The organism is Acinetobacter sp. GW821-FHT01C12, from assembly GCF_059422625.1.
In genome coordinates this window covers 977,362-995,171 of sequence record NZ_JBWKXD010000001.1, presented here as the reverse complement: position 1 = coordinate 995,171, position 17,810 = coordinate 977,362, and the positions used below count along the sequence as shown (strand labels likewise).

The following is a 17,810-nucleotide window of genomic DNA, read 5'->3' as shown; positions in this document are numbered from 1 at the left end:
TTTTTATGTGATGAGTGAGCATCGTAACGGTTCACCACGTAAACTGCGTAATGCTTCTTCAGCGGCTAAGCGCTGTAAGGTATCTACCGATGTGTCAGAAAAAAAGGCCGCATGTGGAGACATGATTAAATGAGGTGCTGTACGTAAAGGCGAGTCTGCTGGTAATGGCTCTTGTGCAAAGACATCGAGTCCTGCGCCTGAGATTTGTCCACTGAGCAAGGCTGTGGCTAATGCTGATTCATCAATCAGTCCACCTCTTGAGCAATTGATAATGATTGAACCTTGAGGCATTTTTGCCATCGCCTCCGCATCAATTAAATGACGTGTTGCAGGAGTCAGTGGAACATGTAGCGATAAAACATGGGCAGAAGAAATCACCTGATCCTGTGACATCAGGTGAACGCCTAGTGTTTTTGCTTGCGCTTCGGTGACATATGGGTCAAAGCCAATCATATGACAACCAAAGGCTGCGAGGCGTGAGGCATAAGCCTTCGCAATACGTCCCAGCCCGATTAAACCTACAGTGGTATTACGCAACGAACGAATACCTGTAACCATCTGGTCGATCTTCCATTCACCTGCGCGGATACCTTGGTCATAGTGATTGAGTTTACGTGCCATCATCAAGGTCATGGCAGCTGCATGATCAGCGACTTCCTCAATACCATAATCAGGTACATTACATACCTGTATCCCAAGTTGTTTTGCGGCGACGAGATCAACATTATCGACACCAACGCCATAACGTACAATGGTTGCACCAGTTGCCATGGCCTGCATCACACGATGGGTCATGGGTGCAAAGTTGTTGAGTACTACATTTGCTCCTGCAACGGCTTGTACTGTTTCTGCTTCATTATGGCATTGAAATGCTGCAAAACTTGCCCCAGCAACTTGTGCGGCTGCTTGCTCATGTCGTGTATTGCCAAAGGCTTGATCAGTGACCACTAATTTCATTAGAGCACTCCTCGTTTTACTAAATTACGCATCAGTGCACGGGTTCCATAAGTCCATGGTTGTGCTTGATCAGCATAAACAACAGTATTACGTAATGTGCCTAAAAGCGGAGTTGAGATTTCGACTACGTCACCTGATTTATGGGTAAAGCCAGAACCTTGACCTTCTCGATCTTGTGTTGGTGCAAACATTGTGCCTAAAAATAACATAAAGCCATCTGGGTACTGATGCGAGTCATTGTAGGTTTGTGCGACCAGATGCGCGGGTTTACGACTGATTTCCGCCATATTGGACTGTCCCGACATGCTGAAACCATCTTCTGCACCAATTACAGACATGTGAAGCGTGGCATTCTCAATATCGCTAAGGGTGAAATCTGAGTCAAATAGACGGATAAATGGGCCAATTGAACATGATGCGTTATTGTCTTTTGCCTTGCCGAGTAATAGCGCTGAACGGCCTTCAACATCACGTAGATTGACATCATTGCCCAGCGTCGCACCACGGATATTGCCTTGGCTATCCACCGCCAACACTATTTCTGGCTCAGGGTTGTTCCATGCTGAAATCCGATTAATCCCCACTTGTGCACCATAACCTACAGCAGACATGGGTTGTGACTTGGTGAAGACTTCGGCATCTGGCCCAATCCCGACTTCGAGATATTGTGACCATAAACCTTCAGCAATCAATGTCGCTTTAACTTCAGCTGCTTGCTCAGAACCCGCTTGAATATTCGATAAACTGCCACCGATCAGTGTACCTATACGTTGACGTAATGCTTCGGCACGAGCAGGATCACCCGAGGTTCGTTCATCGATGACACGTTCAACCATACTTTTGGCAAAAGTAACTCCACAAGCTTTTAAGGATTGAAAGTCACAGGGTGCAAGTAAGCAAGGACGATCTGCGTGGTAACCCATTTCGGTAGGATCAAGCACCAAATCTTCAACACTTCCAAGTACTTCACCTGTGAGTTGGTCAAAACGACCAGCAGGATCATGGTCAAGAAAATCAGCCATTGAGATGACCAACTCGGTGACATCAATCATTATGTTGTCACGTAAGATGACAACCGATGGCCCTTTGTGAGGAAGCCAAACACGACCAACCAATTTGGCGCTGTTGAGTGATGTGGGTAACATGGAGAATCCTTCCTTTGTTTATCATTCGTTCTACCTAGTAATACTACTTTTTAATTTTAGCTTTGGTCAAGTAGTGTGTTGAGTATATGCAGAGATTATTCGCTTACATTAATAAATTTTTAATATATTTGTTTGTTTTTTAATAATAAAATATTTTATTTTTATTGTTGATTTTGATGTTTCCCAAAAGGATTTTCAGATAATTTATAAATTATTCTTGCATAAAAATAGTATTACTATATATTTTAACAATGAATAACAAGATTACTCGCATAGGAAGGCGTGAAGTAAATGATGAAAAATAATGCTTTAGCTGAATCAATCGCTGTACTCGACAGTACTTTATATATCGACGGAACATTTTCTAAAGGCAAAGGGTCTCGCTTGCCTGTGCTAAACCCTGCAACGGGTGAGGTGATTGGTCATATTGCTGCAGCAACAACGGATGAGATTGATGCGGCTGTTTCTGCTGCACGTCATGCATTTGCTTCATGGTCTAAGCTTGTGCCAAAAACGCGTGCGATCGCTTTGCATCGTTTAGGCGATCTTATTGCTGCAGATGCCTTAAATATGGCAATGATCATGACAGCGGAACAAGGCAAACCTGTTAATGAAGCAAAAGGTGAAATTCTAAAACTCGCTGAAGCATGTCATTTTTATGCTGAAGAAGCCACGCGAGTGCATGGTGAAATTATTCCCAATGATCAACAAGGATTCCAAAGTTTAGTGGTACGTGAACCGATTGGTGTGGTTGCTGCAATTACACCGTGGAACTATCCCGCTGAGTTGGTGGGATGGAAATTATGTGCCAGCCTTGCTGCTGGATGTAGCATCGTTATTAAACCTGCTGAATTGACGCCATTTACTGCTTTGGCAATTGCACAAAAATGTCATGCAGCGGGTATTCCTGCAGGTGTAGTCAATGTATTGACAGGTAAAGGCTCACAAGTGGGGCAGGCACTGGTCGAGCATCCGCAAGTGGATAAAATTGCATTTACAGGCTCAAGTGCAGTGGGTTTGCATATTCAACAAAGCTGCCCACAAGTGAAACGTCTGTCTTTAGAGTTGGGTGGCAATTGCCCGATGATTGTCACTGCGAGTGCCGATCTTGATGCAGCGGTCAAAGGTGCAGCACGTCGTAGCTTCCGTAATTGTGGGCAAATCTGTATTGCGATTAATCGCATCTATGTACATCGCGCAGTATATGAGGAGTTTGTTACTCAACTTGCAGCGGCGGCTGATGCATTGAGTGTCGATAATGGCTTGGAAAATCCAGCCGCTGATCTCGGCGCAATGGCATCTGCTGAGCCTTTGGATAAAACGCGTATCCATCTCCAAGATGCTTTGGTTAAAGGTGCACGATTGGTGGCTGGTGGTAAAGCACCAGAGGGGACCCAATATGCCAAAGGACATTTTTTTCGCCCAACTGTGATCGCGGATTGTAAGCATAGTATGCAAGTCATGAGCGAAGAAACGTTTGGTCCTTTGGTTGGGGTTGCGCCTTTTGATGATTTGGATGAGGCAATCAGCTATGCCAATGATACGCCTTATGGTTTAGCGGCTTATTGTTATGCACAAAATTTGACAGAAATTCATCGGGTTTCAGCGGGTCTTGACTATGGCAATGTTGCGATCAATAACGTTGACGCTGGAATAATGAATGCTGCTTATGGTGGTCGTAAGCAAAGTGGCGTTGGCTACGAACATGGTCGTGAAGGATTGCTTGAATATTTTAATTTCAAACATATTCGTTTACACCACGGCGTGGAGAATTGATTTATGCAAGTACTTCTAGGGATAGATATAGGAACTTCAGGATGTAAGGCTTTATTGATCGATATTGAAGGAAAAGTTGTTGCAGCCGATATCGCAACTTATCCATTGTCTAGGCCTCGACCAGGTTGGACTGAGCAAGATCCTGAATTGTGGGTGGAGGGTGCACGTCAGGCTGTCGCAGGGGCATTGGCCAAAGCGCCTCCAGTGCAAATATTGTGTATTGGCTTGTCTGGGCAGATGCATGGTTTGGTTCCACTTGATGCTTCACAGCAAGTTTTACGCCCAGCCATTTTATGGAATGATCAACGTAATCAAGCTGAATGTGATGATATTGTCGTGGCTGCTGGTGGCTTAGATGGATTGCTTGCGGCAACCAATAACAGAATGTTGGTGGGCTATACCGGTGGCAAAATTCTTTGGATGCAACGCCATGAGCCTGAACTGTTTGCGCGTATGCGTAGTATGCTGAACCCGAAAGATTATTTGCGTTTACGTCTGACTGGGGTGATTGCCACTGAGGTTTCTGATGCTTCTGGCACAGGCTTGTTTGATGTGCGTGCACGACAATGGGCGATGGGCTTGATTGAAAAGATAGGAATTGATCCTGCAATACTCCCACCGGTATTTGAATCACAAGTGATTTCAGGACGCGTCTCAGCAGCAGGCGCAGCACTCTTTGGTCTTCCAGAAGGATTGCCTGTTGCGGGTGGGGGTGGAGATTCGGTAATTCAGACTTTTGGTTCTGGGGTGATTGAGCCGGGCGAATTGCAAACCACACTTGGTACAGGTGGGATCCTCGCTGCTGCCTTAGATACAGCACAAGAAAACCCGAAAGGTCGTTTGCAGGTTTTCTGCAATGTGGCTGCTGATAAATGGCATTGTATGGGTGTCTCCCTCAATGCTGGCAGTGCAATGAATTGGTTCCGTGAGAATTTTTGTCATATTGCTGACGGGCAACATCTTTCATTTGAACAAATTGTTGCCAAAGCAACAGCGAGTACGGCGGGTGCAAAGGGCTTATTGTTTTTACCTTATCTGTATGGCGAGCGTTGCCCACATGCCGACCCTAAAGCGCGTGGTGCGCTTATCGGTCTCACTGCGCGACATGATTGTGGTGATGTTGCTCGATCTGTGATGGAAGGGGTGGTGCATGCCTTGGCGGATATGTATTCCTTAATGCAGCCATTAGGGATTGAAAAGCATGTGATTAAAGCTTCTGGGGGTGGTGCAAAGTCTACTCTTTGGCGACAAATTCAGGCCGATGTATTTGGTTGTGAGGTGGTGACAACCGATGGTGCTGCTGAAGGTGCCGCCTTTGGTGCTGCATTGGTTGCTGGCTTAGCAGTGGGGATTTGGCCTGATGCACAGAGTGCAATCAAAAACTTTCGGGCAATTTCTAGAGAACAGCCAAATTTGGCAGTCGCTGAGGTGTATGCACAAGCGCATGAAATGTATCGCAGTCTCTATCCCGTATTGGGGCAAACGCTTACCGCATTAAGTTCTCCAATTTTTGACCAATAATTCTCAGGAGTTTTTTATGACTGCTTATTCTGCATTTATCTTTGATTTAGATGGCACGCTGATTGATAGTGCGCCTGATATTGCGGAGGCTTTAAATATTGGCTTTGCTCAAAATGGTTGGCCCAAGCTTGAGGCGCATTTTGTTGAAAAATTTCTTGGCAATGGTCCACGTCGGCTGATTATCGATATTTTAGATGAATTGGGTGTTACGTATGACGAACTCACCTTACAGCAAACTCTACAATGCTACCAACAGGCGTATCTGGCCAATCCTGCGGGGCATACCCGAATTTTTCCACACGTACGTGAAGATCTTGAGGCGTTAAAATCGGCTGGGATAAAATTGGGCATTTGTACCAACAAAACCCATGCAATCACTGCTAAAGTGTTGCAGCAATTGGGCTTGTCTGAATTATTTGATGTGGCTTTGGGTGCGGATGCGGTACCTGCCTGTAAACCAGATCCAAAACATTTGTTGGCTGTGGCGGACGCGATGAATTTGGTTTCTGGTGGCTGGGCTTATGTTGGCGATACACCCATTGATCAACAAGCCGCAGTGGGTGCCGATGTGCCTTTTTTTGTTGTACCTTGGGGCGGTGGCCCAGAAGTGGAAATTTCTGCCAAGCAACGTTTAAGTCGTTTGGCGGATTTATTACAAGTTTGATTTGATGTGCTGTCAAGTGGCGGCTAGGAGTGTAATGGTATGACCGTCAGTTTGTTACAGCGGATTCTTCAAGAAAGTGAAAACATGCATCGTGCTGAACGACGTGTGGCTGATTTTGTGGTGACATCCCCATCTGAAGTGATCCAGATGAGTATGGCGAGTCTGTCTGAAGTCTGTTCTGTCAGTGATCCAACCATTATGCGCTTTTGCCGCCGTTTTGGTTTTGAGGGCTATCAGGATTTAAAGCTTCAGTTGGCACAGAGCTTAGTGCCATCTGCACCATTTGCTTATGAGCAAATTATTCCCAATGACAGTATTGAAAATATTGTGCGGAAAACCTGCCGTAATTCACTGAATGCAATCCAGCGCTTGGCTGAAGATTTAGTGCCAGAGCAAATCACGGCGGGGGCAGGTTGCCTACAAGCAGCAAATTGGGTTGGCATTTATGCCACAGGAATGTCTGAAATCAATGCTGTGGATGCAGAACATAAATTTCAACGACTGGGTATCCGCTGTCAGGCCTTGCTTGGTACAAAGCACCAACGTATTCATGCCGATAGCGCCAGACCTGAAGAAGTTATTTTGATTTATTCGCAGTCTGGACATACGCGGAAAATGGTTGAGATTGCTAGCATTGCTCGTAAACGTGGTGCAAAAGTGGTTTCGATTACGGCACATGATAGTCCATTGGCACAGATTTCAGATGTGCTGATTGCCGTGCAGCCTTATGAGCATACCGAGCTTATGACGCCGTTGGCTTCACGTCTGAACCATCATCTGGTGACCAATATGTTAGTCACTGCCATTGCAATCGCAAGTGGTAGTCAATTTCCTGATCAATTGCCGGCGCTTGATTTATGGCACACGGACAAGATTTGATCGATTAAAAAACAGCAGTGAAGCTGCGTAAGTAACAGGAGTACTGAATGAGTAATCAACAGGATGAGGCAAAAAAAGTAGCAGGACGCCGAGTAATTCAGGATTTTATCCATGATGGTATGAAATTGGGCTTAGGTTCTGGAACGACGTCGCATTTTTTTGTTCGAGAGTTGGGTGCACACATCCGAGAACATGGATTAACCCTGACGTGTACCACCACTTCTCGTTCAACCATTGAGGTGGCACAACAGGTGGGGATTGAAATCACGGATCCCAATGAGATCGGTGAAATTGATCTGACCATTGATGGTCCAGATGAAGTTGATCACCAGTTTAATATGATCAAAGGTGGTGGTGCTTGTTTGCTTTGGGAGAAGATCATCGCACACGCTTCTAAACAAATGATCTGTATTTGTGATGAAACCAAGATTGTTGATTGTTTGGGTGGCTTTCCGCTTCCAGTTGAGGTGGTGCAATTTGCATGGAAGCAAACCTTAGCAATGGTTGAACGTGTACTTGCACAACATGGTATTGACAATATACGGATTGAACGTCGGATGCGTGATGGGCAACCCGTCGTGACAGACAGTGGTCATTTTATTCTAGACTGCCATTGTGGGCCAATAATCAAAGATCCATCACCATTAGAGATTGAGCTCAATCGAATTCCGGGTGTGGTCGAAAATGGTCTGTTTACCCGTGAAGCGGTGGGGATGGTGGTGGCGTGTTTTGATGGAACTTCTTACGTCAAAATGCGATAATATAGTAAAACTATATTTTATAGTTATAAAACTAAAATCGATTTACCAGAATAAAATGGTTGATATTTCTCTTAAATATCCGTGTTTATTATATATTTAAGCTTTTATTGTTTAATTTTAAGTATCTATTTATTGTATCTAAAGATTATTTTTAAATATTCTGTATGGGATGTTATTGACAGTTTAATTAAAAATGTAGTATTACTAGATTTAATAAATTAAGGAATAAAGGAGATATTCCAATGACAAAATCAAATCAGGGCGGAATAACCCGTCGTAATCTATTTAAAAGCGCAGTTGCAGCAGGTATAGGACTGAGTTTTGGGGGAGGGCTTATAGGATGTAGTCGTTCTACATCAACCGCAACTCGTCTTTCAATTCCATATTCCAATAAAAGTCTTGATTACTACTTTTTTGTGATTCAGGAAGAAGCTGTTAAACGTGCGGTGCAAGCCAACTCAGGCGAGTTTCAAGCCACCAATGCAAACTTTGACAGTACCCGTCAGCTTGAGCAGTGGCAGAGCTTACTCTTATCAAAACCATCGGCGATTATTTCAGATTCAATTGACAGTCAGGCGATTGTTTCTGCCATCCAGCGCTATAACCAACAAAAGATTCCTGTCGGTATTATCGATACGCCTGCGGATGGTGGTGATGTCGCAATTACTGTGAGTTTTGATAATTTTCAAGGCGGTGTCATTGCTGCAGAGGAGATTGTAAGTCGTCTGGTCAAAAAGTACGGAAAGCCAAAAGGTAAAGTCTTGAATTGTTTTGGTGCTTTGGCTTCTGTGGCATGGCGTTTACGTAAAGAAGGCATGGATTCAGTTTTTGCGAAATACCCAGAAATTACCTATTTGTCTCGACCGACTGAAGGACAACTGGAAAAAATGCTGGCTGTGACCTTATCTACATTATCTGAGCATCCTGATCTAGATGCTGTACATGCACCTTCAGATTCTCCTGCTCGCGGTATTGCGACTGCATTGCAACAAAGAAATCGTTGGAAGAAGGTCGGTGAGGAAGGCCATGTTATTTTCGTGACGATTGATGGTGAACCAATTGCTTTGAAATGGATTCAGGAAGGCTATATGGATGCATGTGTATCCCAAGACCCAATCGCTTATGGTGAGATTGCAGTTGAAATGCTAACTAAGCATTCATTGAAGAATGCAGAAGTGCCTTTGGGTGAATACCACAACACGAAGTACTTTTGGGAAAAAGGCGTCATCGTAAAAGGTAAAACAGGACCAACACTGATTATTCCTGCTTTTGTCATCAATAAGGACAATGCAAGCGATGCAAGACATTGGGGGGCAGTGGCTGAGAAGGATTGGGGCATTCCCTATGCTTAATTCGTATTGAGTAAAGCAGACTTGTTCCAGTGATAACAAATAAGCAATGTTGAGAGAAAAAATGGGATTACATGAACGGAATATTGATAAGGCAATTAATGAGAAGATCCTAAGCATTGACAATGTGACTAAAAGTTATGGTGTGGTTCAAGCACTACGCGGTGTCACGGTTGAGATTCGTAAAGGTTCTATTCATGGCTTGCTGGGTGAAAACGGTGCAGGTAAATCCACATTGGTTGGCATTATTTCGGGACAAGTCACCCCTACATCTGGGCGAATTATTTTAAATGGTCGTGTACTTGAGCATGTTGATGTCAAAGCAATGGAAGCCGCTGGGGTTTTCTTGGTGACACAAGAGCCAATGATCATTGACAACATGACCGCAGAAGAAAACCTGATGTTGGGTATCTGGCCGAATAAAAAAGGGTTTATCGATTGGAAAACTTTGCGTGGCAATGCAAGTCGCATGCTTGAAGGAACCAATATCGATGCCAAAGCGCTAGCAGGGCATTTAAATGCGGTGGCACGACGTAAGTTAAATATTCTACGGGCGATGTTCTCTGGTGGTCGAGTGATTATTTTGGATGAGCCAACAGCGGCATTAACCGTTGCTGATCGCCGTCAGTTATTTGATTTTATGCATAAATTAAAAGCTACGGGGGTAACGTTTATCTTTATCTCACACTACAACGATGAAATTCTTGAAATTTGTGATGCGGTGACTGTATTACGCGATGGCAGTTTGGCAGGTGGTTCTGACAATGTGAGTAACATGAGTTCTGAACAACTGACTGAGTTGGTGATCGGGAGAGACCTTGCGCTTTTTCAACGGGAGCGATGTGATTACACCGGTCAAATCCCTGCTGTTTGTTTAAAAAATATATATGGCAAAGATTTGGCCTTGCAACAACTGAACATTGGTCCAGGCGAAGTGATTGGATTTACAGGTCTGCCTGGCGCAGGCGCCAAAGAAATTGCTCGGGCAATCTTTGGATTGCATCCTGCAAAAGGCTCGATCTCAATGCATGGCGAAGATGCGCAACCTTTAGCAACATCTCCACATGAAGCCTTTGATATGGGAATTGCTTATCTTTCTGATGATCGTCGTCATGATGGGGCGGTTGGACAGATGTCGATTGGATCGAATATTGCGCTTTCTTCTTTATCACAACGCTCAAAATTAGGATTTATCGATCAACAGGCAGAGGATTCGGTGATTCAGCATTATTTTAACGCAATGGGGGTGAAAGCACCCAATGCTGAATATGCAGTGGATACATTGAGTGGTGGTAATCAGCAAAAAGTGTGCTTGGGACGAGTGTTGGCAGCAAAGCCACGATTGCTGATGGTGGATGAACCGACACGTGGAATTGATATTGGGGTGAAACAAGATGTATTGCGCATCATTGATGAACTTAGTCGTGCTGGTGTTGCGGTCATCATTGTTTCAACCGATATGGACGAATTGGTTCGTGTGGTCGATCGCGTATGTATTTTTGATCAAGGGACTGTAAAAGAAACATTGACGGGGCAGGAGATTACCGTCGACCGTCTACGCGCATCCGTTCAGGCGTGATGTCACAAGACAATAATAAGGATAGATGCAATGAGTAAGGAGAGATGCAATGGGTAATGAAATAGCAGCAGACAATAAGATTACCAACATTACAGCAAAGAAAAATACTCGCGAAATTTTAGGTTGGGTGCTCCATAACGTGGTCTGGATTTGGTTGATCGCTTTGGTCATCATTTTTGGTGCATTTAATGAATACTTTCTTACCGTGTTTAATTTGCAAAATATTATGGTGCAGGCAACCGTTTTAGGGCTTTTGGGTTTGGCTGTCGCATTGCCATTGTTGATTGCTGAAATCGATCTTTCAATTCCAGCAAATGCAGGTTTTTCCGCTGCTGTGGGTGCACTTGCTTATTCTGATTGGGGATTACCTTGGTTTGCCGCGATTTTACTGGGCTTATTGGTCGGTACTTTTATTGGGTTCTTTAATGGTTGGTGTATCACCCAATTAAAAATGGTTGCGTTGATCCAAACCCTAGCAATGATGATCATCCTTCAAGGTGCACTTTTGGCCTTAACACAAGGCAAAACACTGAATAATTTTGCAGAAGCTTATACCTGGATTGGGCAAGCAACCCTCGGGACTTGGCCATTAATGCCAGTGGTATTTCTGATCATGTTGTTGATTATTGGCGTGATGTTGAAACATACCGTTTTGGGTCGTTCAATCTATGCTGTAGGTGGAAATCCTGCTGCTTCACTCTCTGCGGGAATCCGAGTGAAGCGTATCAAAATTATGACCTATACCATTTCTGGGTTTCTTGCTGCTCTTGCGGGATTCTTACTGGCTTCATGGCAAATGGCGATTACATCAAATCAAGGCTCAAGCTATCTACTCTATGCGATTGCGGCGCCCATTATTGGTGGTGTCAGTGTATTTGGTGGGCGTGGTAATGTGAAAGGCGTATTGGGTGGTGTATTGCTACTCACGATCATTCAGGTCGGACTTGCAATTATCAATGTGCCTTCTTTTTATGTCGGAATGATTGGAGGAATCATGATTTTTATTGCAGTACTGATTGATGCTTTCCGCGTCCGTTATTTTGGTTAATTTACTCAACTTGATCGAGGAATAAGCACAATGTCTTTTCAACCACATGGTCAGCACTTAATCGCAGGGAAGTGGATTGCGACTGATCAGACTTTTACCAATAACCCGATTGATGGTTCAGTATCTCGCTTTTCTGTCGGTCATCGTGAACTTGTCAATCAAGCGTGCCAAGCGGCAGAAGATGCTTTTTGCACTTATGGTTACTCAACGCTTGAGCAGCGCGCGACTTTTCTCAATGTCATTGCTGATGAAATCGAAGCTCGAGCAGATGCGATTACCCAGATTGGAACCCAAGAAACAGGGTTGCCCAAGGCTCGACTGGAAGGAGAACGTGGGCGTACTGTGGGGCAGCTGCGACTTTTTGCTGCACATATCTTGAAAGGTGAGTTTTTGGATCGCCGGCATGATGTTGCACTTGCGGATCGAAAGCCACTGCCACGTCCAGATATTCGTTTGATGCAACGCTCAATCGGACCAGTTGCAGTGTTTGGTGCATCAAATTTTCCGCTGGCATTTTCAACAGCAGGCGGGGATACAGCATCGGCATTGGCCGCAGGGTGTCCAGTTGTGGTTAAAGGGCATGAGGCACATCCAGGTACAGCGGAGATTGTTGCTGAAGCGATTCATGCTGCGATTGAAAAATGTGGACTGCACGCTGGTGTATTTAGTTTAGTCCACGGTGGAGCATTAGATGTTGGTCAAAGCTTAGTACAACATCCGTTGATTAAAGCGGTTGGATTTACAGGTTCGTTGCGTGGTGGACGTGCTTTATATGATCTTTGTGTTGCACGTCCAGAACCGATCCCGTTCTTTGGTGAATTGGGTTCTGTTAATCCAATGTTTATTTTGCCCAATGCGATTGCCAATCGTGGTGCTGAAATTGCCAAAGGCTGGGCTGAATCATTGACATTAGGCGCAGGTCAATTCTGCACCAATCCTGGGGTCGTCGTGTTGATCGAAGGTTTAGCAGCAGATGCGTATATTCAAACTGTTGTAAAAACACTTGAATCTGTTCCAGCACAAGTCATGTTAACCGATGCGATTGCCGAGGCTTATCGTGAAGGGCAACAACGTTTGGCAAATACAGCAGATGTAAGTGAAGTCTTTAGTTCAAGCAGTGATTTGCGTAATGGGAGTCCTTATCTGTTTGTTACAACAGGCAAAGCATGGCTGGAGAATAAGACCTTAGAACAAGAGGTATTTGGACCGCTGGGTTTAGTGGTTATTGTTAAAAATATCGATGAATTGATGCACGTGGCGAAGTCCCTTGAGGGGCAGATTACCTGTACGCTTCATCTTGATCAAGCAGATCATCACGTTGCAAGTCAATTACTGCCTGTACTGGAACGTAAAGCAGGTCGTATTCTTGCAAATAGTTTCCCAACTGGGGTTGAGGTATGTGATGCCATGGTTCATGGCGGACCCTATCCAGCTTCAACAAACTTTGGTGCAAGCTCTGTAGGCACGCTGGCGATTCGTCGCTTTATGCGTCCTGTGTGTTATCAAAACATTGCGGAAGACTTGCTTCCTGTGGATTTACGTTAAGTAAAAATCAAGCCTAATGTGCTTGAAAATAAAGGCAATGAGATGAATTAAAGGAGATGATTTTATCTCATTATTAAACTCTAAATTGAATTGAAATAAATATAATTTTAATGAGTGTGCTCTTTACTCCATCCAACTGAATGAATCAGAGGGATAAGGCAAACTCGTGCTTAAAAAAGGAATTTAACATGAAAACAAACTTATGGATTGTTGGAACAACGGTTTTTTTATTGTCGCAAATTGCATCTGCGATTGAATTTGGTGGCTATTTCCGTACGGGAATCGGTGCAACTGAAAATGGCAAAACACAAGAGTGTTTTCGACTCACGGGGGCGCCGACCAAGTATCGTCTTGGCAATGAATGTGAACAATATGGTGAGTTTTTTGCCCAACAAAACCTGATCAAATTAAAAGATAATTCCGAACTGAACATCAAAGGAATGCTTCAGTTCTATAACCAATATGGGCAAACATTAAGTTTTAATGACGACAATGGTTTTACCCGAATGAATCAAATTTATTTGGATTGGAGAAATATTTCCTATCTGAATGGGGCAAATCTCTGGGCAGGTAGGCGATTTTATCAACGTAATGACATTCACATGACTGATTTCTTTTATTGGAATCAGAGTGCTACTGGCTTCGGTATTGATGATTATAAAATCAATGACTTGTCCTTAAGTTATGTGTTTTCCCGAAAAGACAATGTATTTCAGGAAAAATATATCAATCGACATGATGTGACAGTCAAAGGGGTTCCAATCGGTTCTAAAAATACAATCAATACGGGTTTGTCATTGATTGATGCAGATGAGATGGGCTGGGCATTGACTGTGCAAAATGTCACGGCTGAGGTATTGAATGGTAAAAATACCGTGGCGCTACAATATGGTCAAGGTGCTGGAATCGGGCTGAGTTATACCGGTAACCCTGAGCTGGATCGTGATACTTCTTCACTGCGCTTTCTTGAAATCTTGGATTGGAGCTCAGACAGTAAGAAATTCAATGGACAAGCTCAATTTATTTACCAAAAAGACCAACTGAAGAATCAACAAGATCGTGATTGGATTTCAGTGGGCTCTCGGGTGGCGTATGTGGTTCAAGATCATTTTAAAATTTCCACTGAAATTGGCTATGACCAAATTAAGGCCAATGACCAAACCCGTAATCTGACCAAATTGACACTGGCACCAACCTGGTCGATAAAGGGCACAGGCTATTATGATCGTCCAGAACTGCGCCTTTATTATACCTATGCATTTTGGAACGATAATGAGCAAAAAATGCGTGACTTGGTGATGCCGAATAACAATTTTCACAATGTGAATCGTGGTTCAAACTTTGGTGCTCAATTGGAATATTGGTGGTAAGGCTTTAATTGATTATTCAAAAATGAGTGGTCTTATAAGATCGCTCATTTTAAAAAATGTGACTCAATTGAAAATATGACTCAATTAAGAATGTCATCAACCATTGCTATTGGAATAAGTCAGTAGCAGCAGAAAGTCAAAAACAATAAAAGCAACAACGGAAAACAACACCCAAGGAAGCAATCACAATGAAAGCATTGGTACTGGAAGAAAAAGATAAACTGCAAATTCGTGATATTGAGATCAATGAATATCTAAGTGCAACTGATGTACGTATTAAAATTGCCAAAGTGGGTATCTGTGGCAGTGACGTGCATTATTATCAGCATGGTCGAATTGGTGATTTTATTGTCAATGCACCAATGATTCTGGGGCATGAAGCGAGTGGGATCATTGTTGAAGTGGGTTCAGCAGTTCAACATTTAAGAATAGGCGATCGCGTATGTATGGAGCCGGGGGTTTTTGAGCCTAATTCTCCAGAAGCGATGCAGGGTTTGTATCATCTAGATCCGAATATTCAGTTTTGGGCAACACCGCCTGTACATGGTGTATTGCGTGAGTCAGTAGTTCATCCTGCAAACTTAACCTTTAAGGTACCAGATCATGTCAGCCTTGAAGAAGCGGTGTTGGTTGAACCTTTGGCCTCAGGTGTACATGTGGCTCGCAAAGTGGGTATTTCACCTGGAGATACTGCTGTGGTTACTGGTGCAGGGACGATTGGTGCTTTAATGGCATTGGCATTACTCGCATCAGGCTGTAGTCAAGTTATCATCACGGATATAAAACAACAGAAGCTGGATTTTTTAGTCCAGCATTATGGTGAGCGTTTAATTGCATGTAATGTCGCACAGGAAGATTTAAAGTGCTTTGTACAACGGCACTTTGTCGGTGGTGTCGACCTATTTGTTGACTGTAGTGGTCATGCAAGCGCAATTGCAGCAGCGCCCGATTGTCTAAAACCTGCGGGCAAACTGGTTTTTGTTGGAATGCCACAACACGCTGTGCCGATGGATATTGTTGCCATGCAGGTCAAAGAGATTGAGACGATTTCAATTTTCCGTTATGCAAATGATTATGAGCGTTCTATTGCGATGATTGCTTCTGGTCAAATTAATGTGAAGCCGCTAATTTCCAAAAATTTTCATTTTAATCAAAGTATTGAGGCATTTAAGTTGGCGGTATCGGCACCTGCAGATGTGATTAAAATTATTATTGATTTTGATCTGTAATTTATTAATTATTAGTTACTTAGATATGTGAGACGGGATATTTATATTTAAAAATGAAGCGTTTAAAAATGAAGCATTTAAAAATATGTACTCCCACCCAACAGCGACATCCATGCCGTCCTATGGTAGGACAACCATCTATGATTCAAAGTACAAAAAACGAATTAATGACCAATAGTTTCTAAAAGTTTATACAAAAATATATGCTTTATTTATGATCAATGACTAGATGTAAAGTACTTGTATGAATAATGAGTTGGTTTGGTTGTATTTATTATATTAATTAAATGAAAATTAAATAATAACCTTGGATGGTATGATTTTAATTTTGTATTTATATCCTAACTTTTTTGATCATCATAAATAATAATTAAGTATTTTATATAAGTAAGTTTTTTATTATTCAAGTGGTTTTTATTTGTATGTTTAATTCAATTGAATTTACTAAAACCCTAAAAGAAAATACTTTATACATATCGGTCTTTATATTTGTCGTAATTTGTCAATGAATTTGTAGTGAAATGTCAATACGCATATTTCTAAATTTTATACTTTAACACTGTGTTGTGAATATTTATCAATAAAATTCCACAACTTTTATAACTTTAAGAAATGATTTAAATCAATACCAATCGATAAGACAGCACGAAGGATTTGTGAATCTTGGTATGTATTTTAGTTTGAGACGACGATATAGACCATGACAAGAAAATTTTTATAAATTGGAGTACGTATGCAAGATTTTACTTTATCCAAGTGGGTATTTTTAATTTCAACAGTAGTTTATTCAAGCTATTCTTTTGCGGGTTTTAATGTAAATCCAATTGTAGACAGCTATGAAAATAAAAATAGTCCTCAACCAATTGTGCTTGTACATGGCTTAGCTGGGGCAGAACATGTAAAGTTTTTAGGAAAATTTTCTATTTACGACTACTGGGGCTCAACATTAACTCAATTGGCTGAACAGTCCACACCAGCCATAGCTGTTTCTATAAGTCCTTTAAATAGCAATGAATATCGTGGTGAAGAATTAATCAAGCATTTACAGTATATCCAAACGACTTACTATCGTGATGACGTTAAATTTAATTTAGTAGGACATAGTCAAGGGGGACCAACATCCCGTTATGCGCTTGGGGTTAAACCTGAGTTGGTGTCCTCCATCGCGACTGTTGGTTCTCCACATCGGGGAAGTCCATTTGCTGATCAAAATATCCAAGAATATGAAGTAACTGGAAAATTAGATATTAGCAGTATGTTGCCTTATTCTTCGCTACAGTCTGTGTTGAATTTTTTGCAAAATATCATTTATAGACATGATTTTTTAAGTGCACTTCATAAAATTATAATTGATGGCAGATTAGATGAAAATGATATTAAAACCTTTAATGCCAACACCTCGTTCTGGGTGTGGGGCGGTGAGGGTGTTAGAAAATTACCAGATGAAGATTATCGTCGTAACAGTCTAAATTATATTAATTTGCTTGAAGGGATCCGAGCCAATAGTGCCAAAAGTATGCAAGACTTTAATACTTTATTCCCTGAGGGTATCCCCATTTCTGCTCAATGTCTAAAACAGACAGCTAATCCAAGCGATTATAATCTACCCAATACACCTGATCGATATTTTATCAAAGGATCCGATGGAAATTCCTATCCTATTTATATGACATCATGGACGGGAAAAATTGATGAAGTGGTAAATTTATTTCCCAACCAAGCACATGATGGTACGGTCTCGGTATGTAGTAGTCGTCTAGGAAACTTAAAAGGAATTTATAACTGGAAACATAGAGAACAGTCAGGAACATTTAGTAAATACGATGAATCATTCTCAGTTTCAGGCTGGCCTTGGAATTGGGGTTGGGTTCAAACACCGACGAAATGGGCAACAATTCCAAACCCAATTGATGTTTTAAAAGATCATGCAAATTATTTAAAGGAAAATAATATGTGATTGACTTTGGGCTATATTGATCTATAAAGA

General features: G+C 42.4%; 14 protein-coding genes. 12 read left to right on the top strand and 2 right to left on the bottom strand.

All coding sequences use genetic code 11. The features are described 5' to 3' along the window. Positions 1 to 3: 3 nt before the first annotated feature. On the bottom strand, positions 4 to 957 hold the full coding sequence (locus AC07WY_RS04760; protein WP_494735813.1) for a C-terminal binding protein: 954 nt from the start codon (positions 955 to 957) through the stop codon (positions 4 to 6). After that, the gene (locus AC07WY_RS04755) at positions 957 to 2,102 is read right to left on the bottom strand and encodes a fumarylacetoacetate hydrolase family protein (RefSeq protein ID WP_494735812.1); all 1,146 of its coding nucleotides are present in this window, start codon (positions 2,100 to 2,102) and stop codon (positions 957 to 959) included. Before AC07WY_RS04755 ends, AC07WY_RS04760 begins: the two co-directional genes overlap by 1 nt. 291 nt (positions 2,103 to 2,393) lie before the next feature. On the opposite strand from AC07WY_RS04755, the gene AC07WY_RS04750 reads away from it, so the two are divergent. From AC07WY_RS04750 to AC07WY_RS04695, 12 genes are all read left to right on the top strand, one after another. Continuing rightward, positions 2,394 to 3,878, top strand: a complete 1,485-nt coding sequence (locus AC07WY_RS04750; protein ID WP_419336126.1) for an aldehyde dehydrogenase family protein — start codon at positions 2,394 to 2,396, stop codon at positions 3,876 to 3,878. A gap of 3 nt (positions 3,879 to 3,881) precedes the next feature. Beyond that, positions 3,882 to 5,399 (top strand): xylulokinase, encoded by a 1,518-nt coding sequence (gene xylB / locus AC07WY_RS04745; protein WP_419336124.1) that lies wholly within the window; start codon positions 3,882 to 3,884, stop codon positions 5,397 to 5,399. Between the two features lie 16 nt (positions 5,400 to 5,415). Then, positions 5,416 to 6,063, top strand: a complete 648-nt coding sequence (locus AC07WY_RS04740) for an HAD family hydrolase (RefSeq protein ID WP_004820488.1) — start codon at positions 5,416 to 5,418, stop codon at positions 6,061 to 6,063. A 39-nt stretch (positions 6,064 to 6,102) separates the two neighbouring features. Then, positions 6,103 to 6,942 (top strand): MurR/RpiR family transcriptional regulator, encoded by an 840-nt coding sequence (locus AC07WY_RS04735; protein ID WP_004721513.1) that lies wholly within the window; start codon positions 6,103 to 6,105, stop codon positions 6,940 to 6,942. A gap of 47 nt (positions 6,943 to 6,989) precedes the next feature. Beyond that, the gene (rpiA, locus tag AC07WY_RS04730) at positions 6,990 to 7,703 is read left to right on the top strand and encodes a ribose 5-phosphate isomerase A (RefSeq protein ID WP_239045959.1); all 714 of its coding nucleotides are present in this window, start codon (positions 6,990 to 6,992) and stop codon (positions 7,701 to 7,703) included. A gap of 242 nt (positions 7,704 to 7,945) precedes the next feature. Beyond that, positions 7,946 to 9,055 carry a sugar ABC transporter substrate-binding protein gene (locus AC07WY_RS04725; RefSeq protein ID WP_262085682.1) on the top strand — a complete coding sequence of 370 codons (1,110 nt, stop codon included), beginning with the start codon at positions 7,946 to 7,948 and terminating at the stop codon, positions 9,053 to 9,055. 61 nt (positions 9,056 to 9,116) lie between these two features. Continuing rightward, positions 9,117 to 10,631, top strand: coding sequence for a sugar ABC transporter ATP-binding protein (locus tag AC07WY_RS04720; RefSeq protein ID WP_494735811.1), 1,515 nt, complete (start codon positions 9,117 to 9,119; stop codon positions 10,629 to 10,631). A 49-nt stretch (positions 10,632 to 10,680) separates the two neighbouring features. After that, entirely contained in the window at positions 10,681 to 11,679 is a 999-nt protein-coding gene (locus tag AC07WY_RS04715) for an ABC transporter permease (RefSeq protein ID WP_004721504.1), read from the top strand. Between the two features lie 30 nt (positions 11,680 to 11,709). Continuing rightward, positions 11,710 to 13,224, top strand: coding sequence for an aldehyde dehydrogenase (NADP(+)) (locus AC07WY_RS04710; protein WP_494735810.1), 1,515 nt, complete (start codon positions 11,710 to 11,712; stop codon positions 13,222 to 13,224). A gap of 188 nt (positions 13,225 to 13,412) precedes the next feature. Then, entirely contained in the window at positions 13,413 to 14,594 is a 1,182-nt protein-coding gene (locus AC07WY_RS04705) for a maltoporin (protein ID WP_494735809.1), read from the top strand. A gap of 188 nt (positions 14,595 to 14,782) precedes the next feature. Further along, positions 14,783 to 15,823 (top strand): NAD(P)-dependent alcohol dehydrogenase, encoded by a 1,041-nt coding sequence (locus tag AC07WY_RS04700; protein ID WP_494735808.1) that lies wholly within the window; start codon positions 14,783 to 14,785, stop codon positions 15,821 to 15,823. A 733-nt stretch (positions 15,824 to 16,556) separates the two neighbouring features. Continuing rightward, positions 16,557 to 17,780, top strand: coding sequence for an alpha/beta hydrolase (locus AC07WY_RS04695; protein WP_494735807.1), 1,224 nt, complete (start codon positions 16,557 to 16,559; stop codon positions 17,778 to 17,780). Positions 17,781 to 17,810: the final 30 nt, after the last annotated feature.

Coding starts and splice junctions, on each gene's coding strand:
- AC07WY_RS04725 (WP_262085682.1), top strand. CDS start 7,946: ATGACAAAATCAAATCAGGGCGGAATAACCCGTCGTAATCTATTTAAA.
- xylB (WP_419336124.1), top strand. CDS start 3,882: ATGCAAGTACTTCTAGGGATAGATATAGGAACTTCAGGATGTAAGGCT.
- AC07WY_RS04705 (WP_494735809.1), top strand. CDS start 13,413: ATGAAAACAAACTTATGGATTGTTGGAACAACGGTTTTTTTATTGTCG.
- rpiA (WP_239045959.1), top strand. CDS start 6,990: ATGAGTAATCAACAGGATGAGGCAAAAAAAGTAGCAGGACGCCGAGTA.
- AC07WY_RS04695 (WP_494735807.1), top strand. CDS start 16,557: ATGCAAGATTTTACTTTATCCAAGTGGGTATTTTTAATTTCAACAGTA.
- AC07WY_RS04700 (WP_494735808.1), top strand. CDS start 14,783: ATGAAAGCATTGGTACTGGAAGAAAAAGATAAACTGCAAATTCGTGAT.
- AC07WY_RS04750 (WP_419336126.1), top strand. CDS start 2,394: ATGATGAAAAATAATGCTTTAGCTGAATCAATCGCTGTACTCGACAGT.
- AC07WY_RS04740 (WP_004820488.1), top strand. CDS start 5,416: ATGACTGCTTATTCTGCATTTATCTTTGATTTAGATGGCACGCTGATT.
- AC07WY_RS04720 (WP_494735811.1), top strand. CDS start 9,117: ATGGGATTACATGAACGGAATATTGATAAGGCAATTAATGAGAAGATC.
- AC07WY_RS04710 (WP_494735810.1), top strand. CDS start 11,710: ATGTCTTTTCAACCACATGGTCAGCACTTAATCGCAGGGAAGTGGATT.
- AC07WY_RS04715 (WP_004721504.1), top strand. CDS start 10,681: ATGGGTAATGAAATAGCAGCAGACAATAAGATTACCAACATTACAGCA.
- AC07WY_RS04760 (WP_494735813.1), bottom strand. CDS start 957: ATGAAATTAGTGGTCACTGATCAAGCCTTTGGCAATACACGACATGAG.
- AC07WY_RS04755 (WP_494735812.1), bottom strand. CDS start 2,102: ATGTTACCCACATCACTCAACAGCGCCAAATTGGTTGGTCGTGTTTGG.
- AC07WY_RS04735 (WP_004721513.1), top strand. CDS start 6,103: ATGACCGTCAGTTTGTTACAGCGGATTCTTCAAGAAAGTGAAAACATG.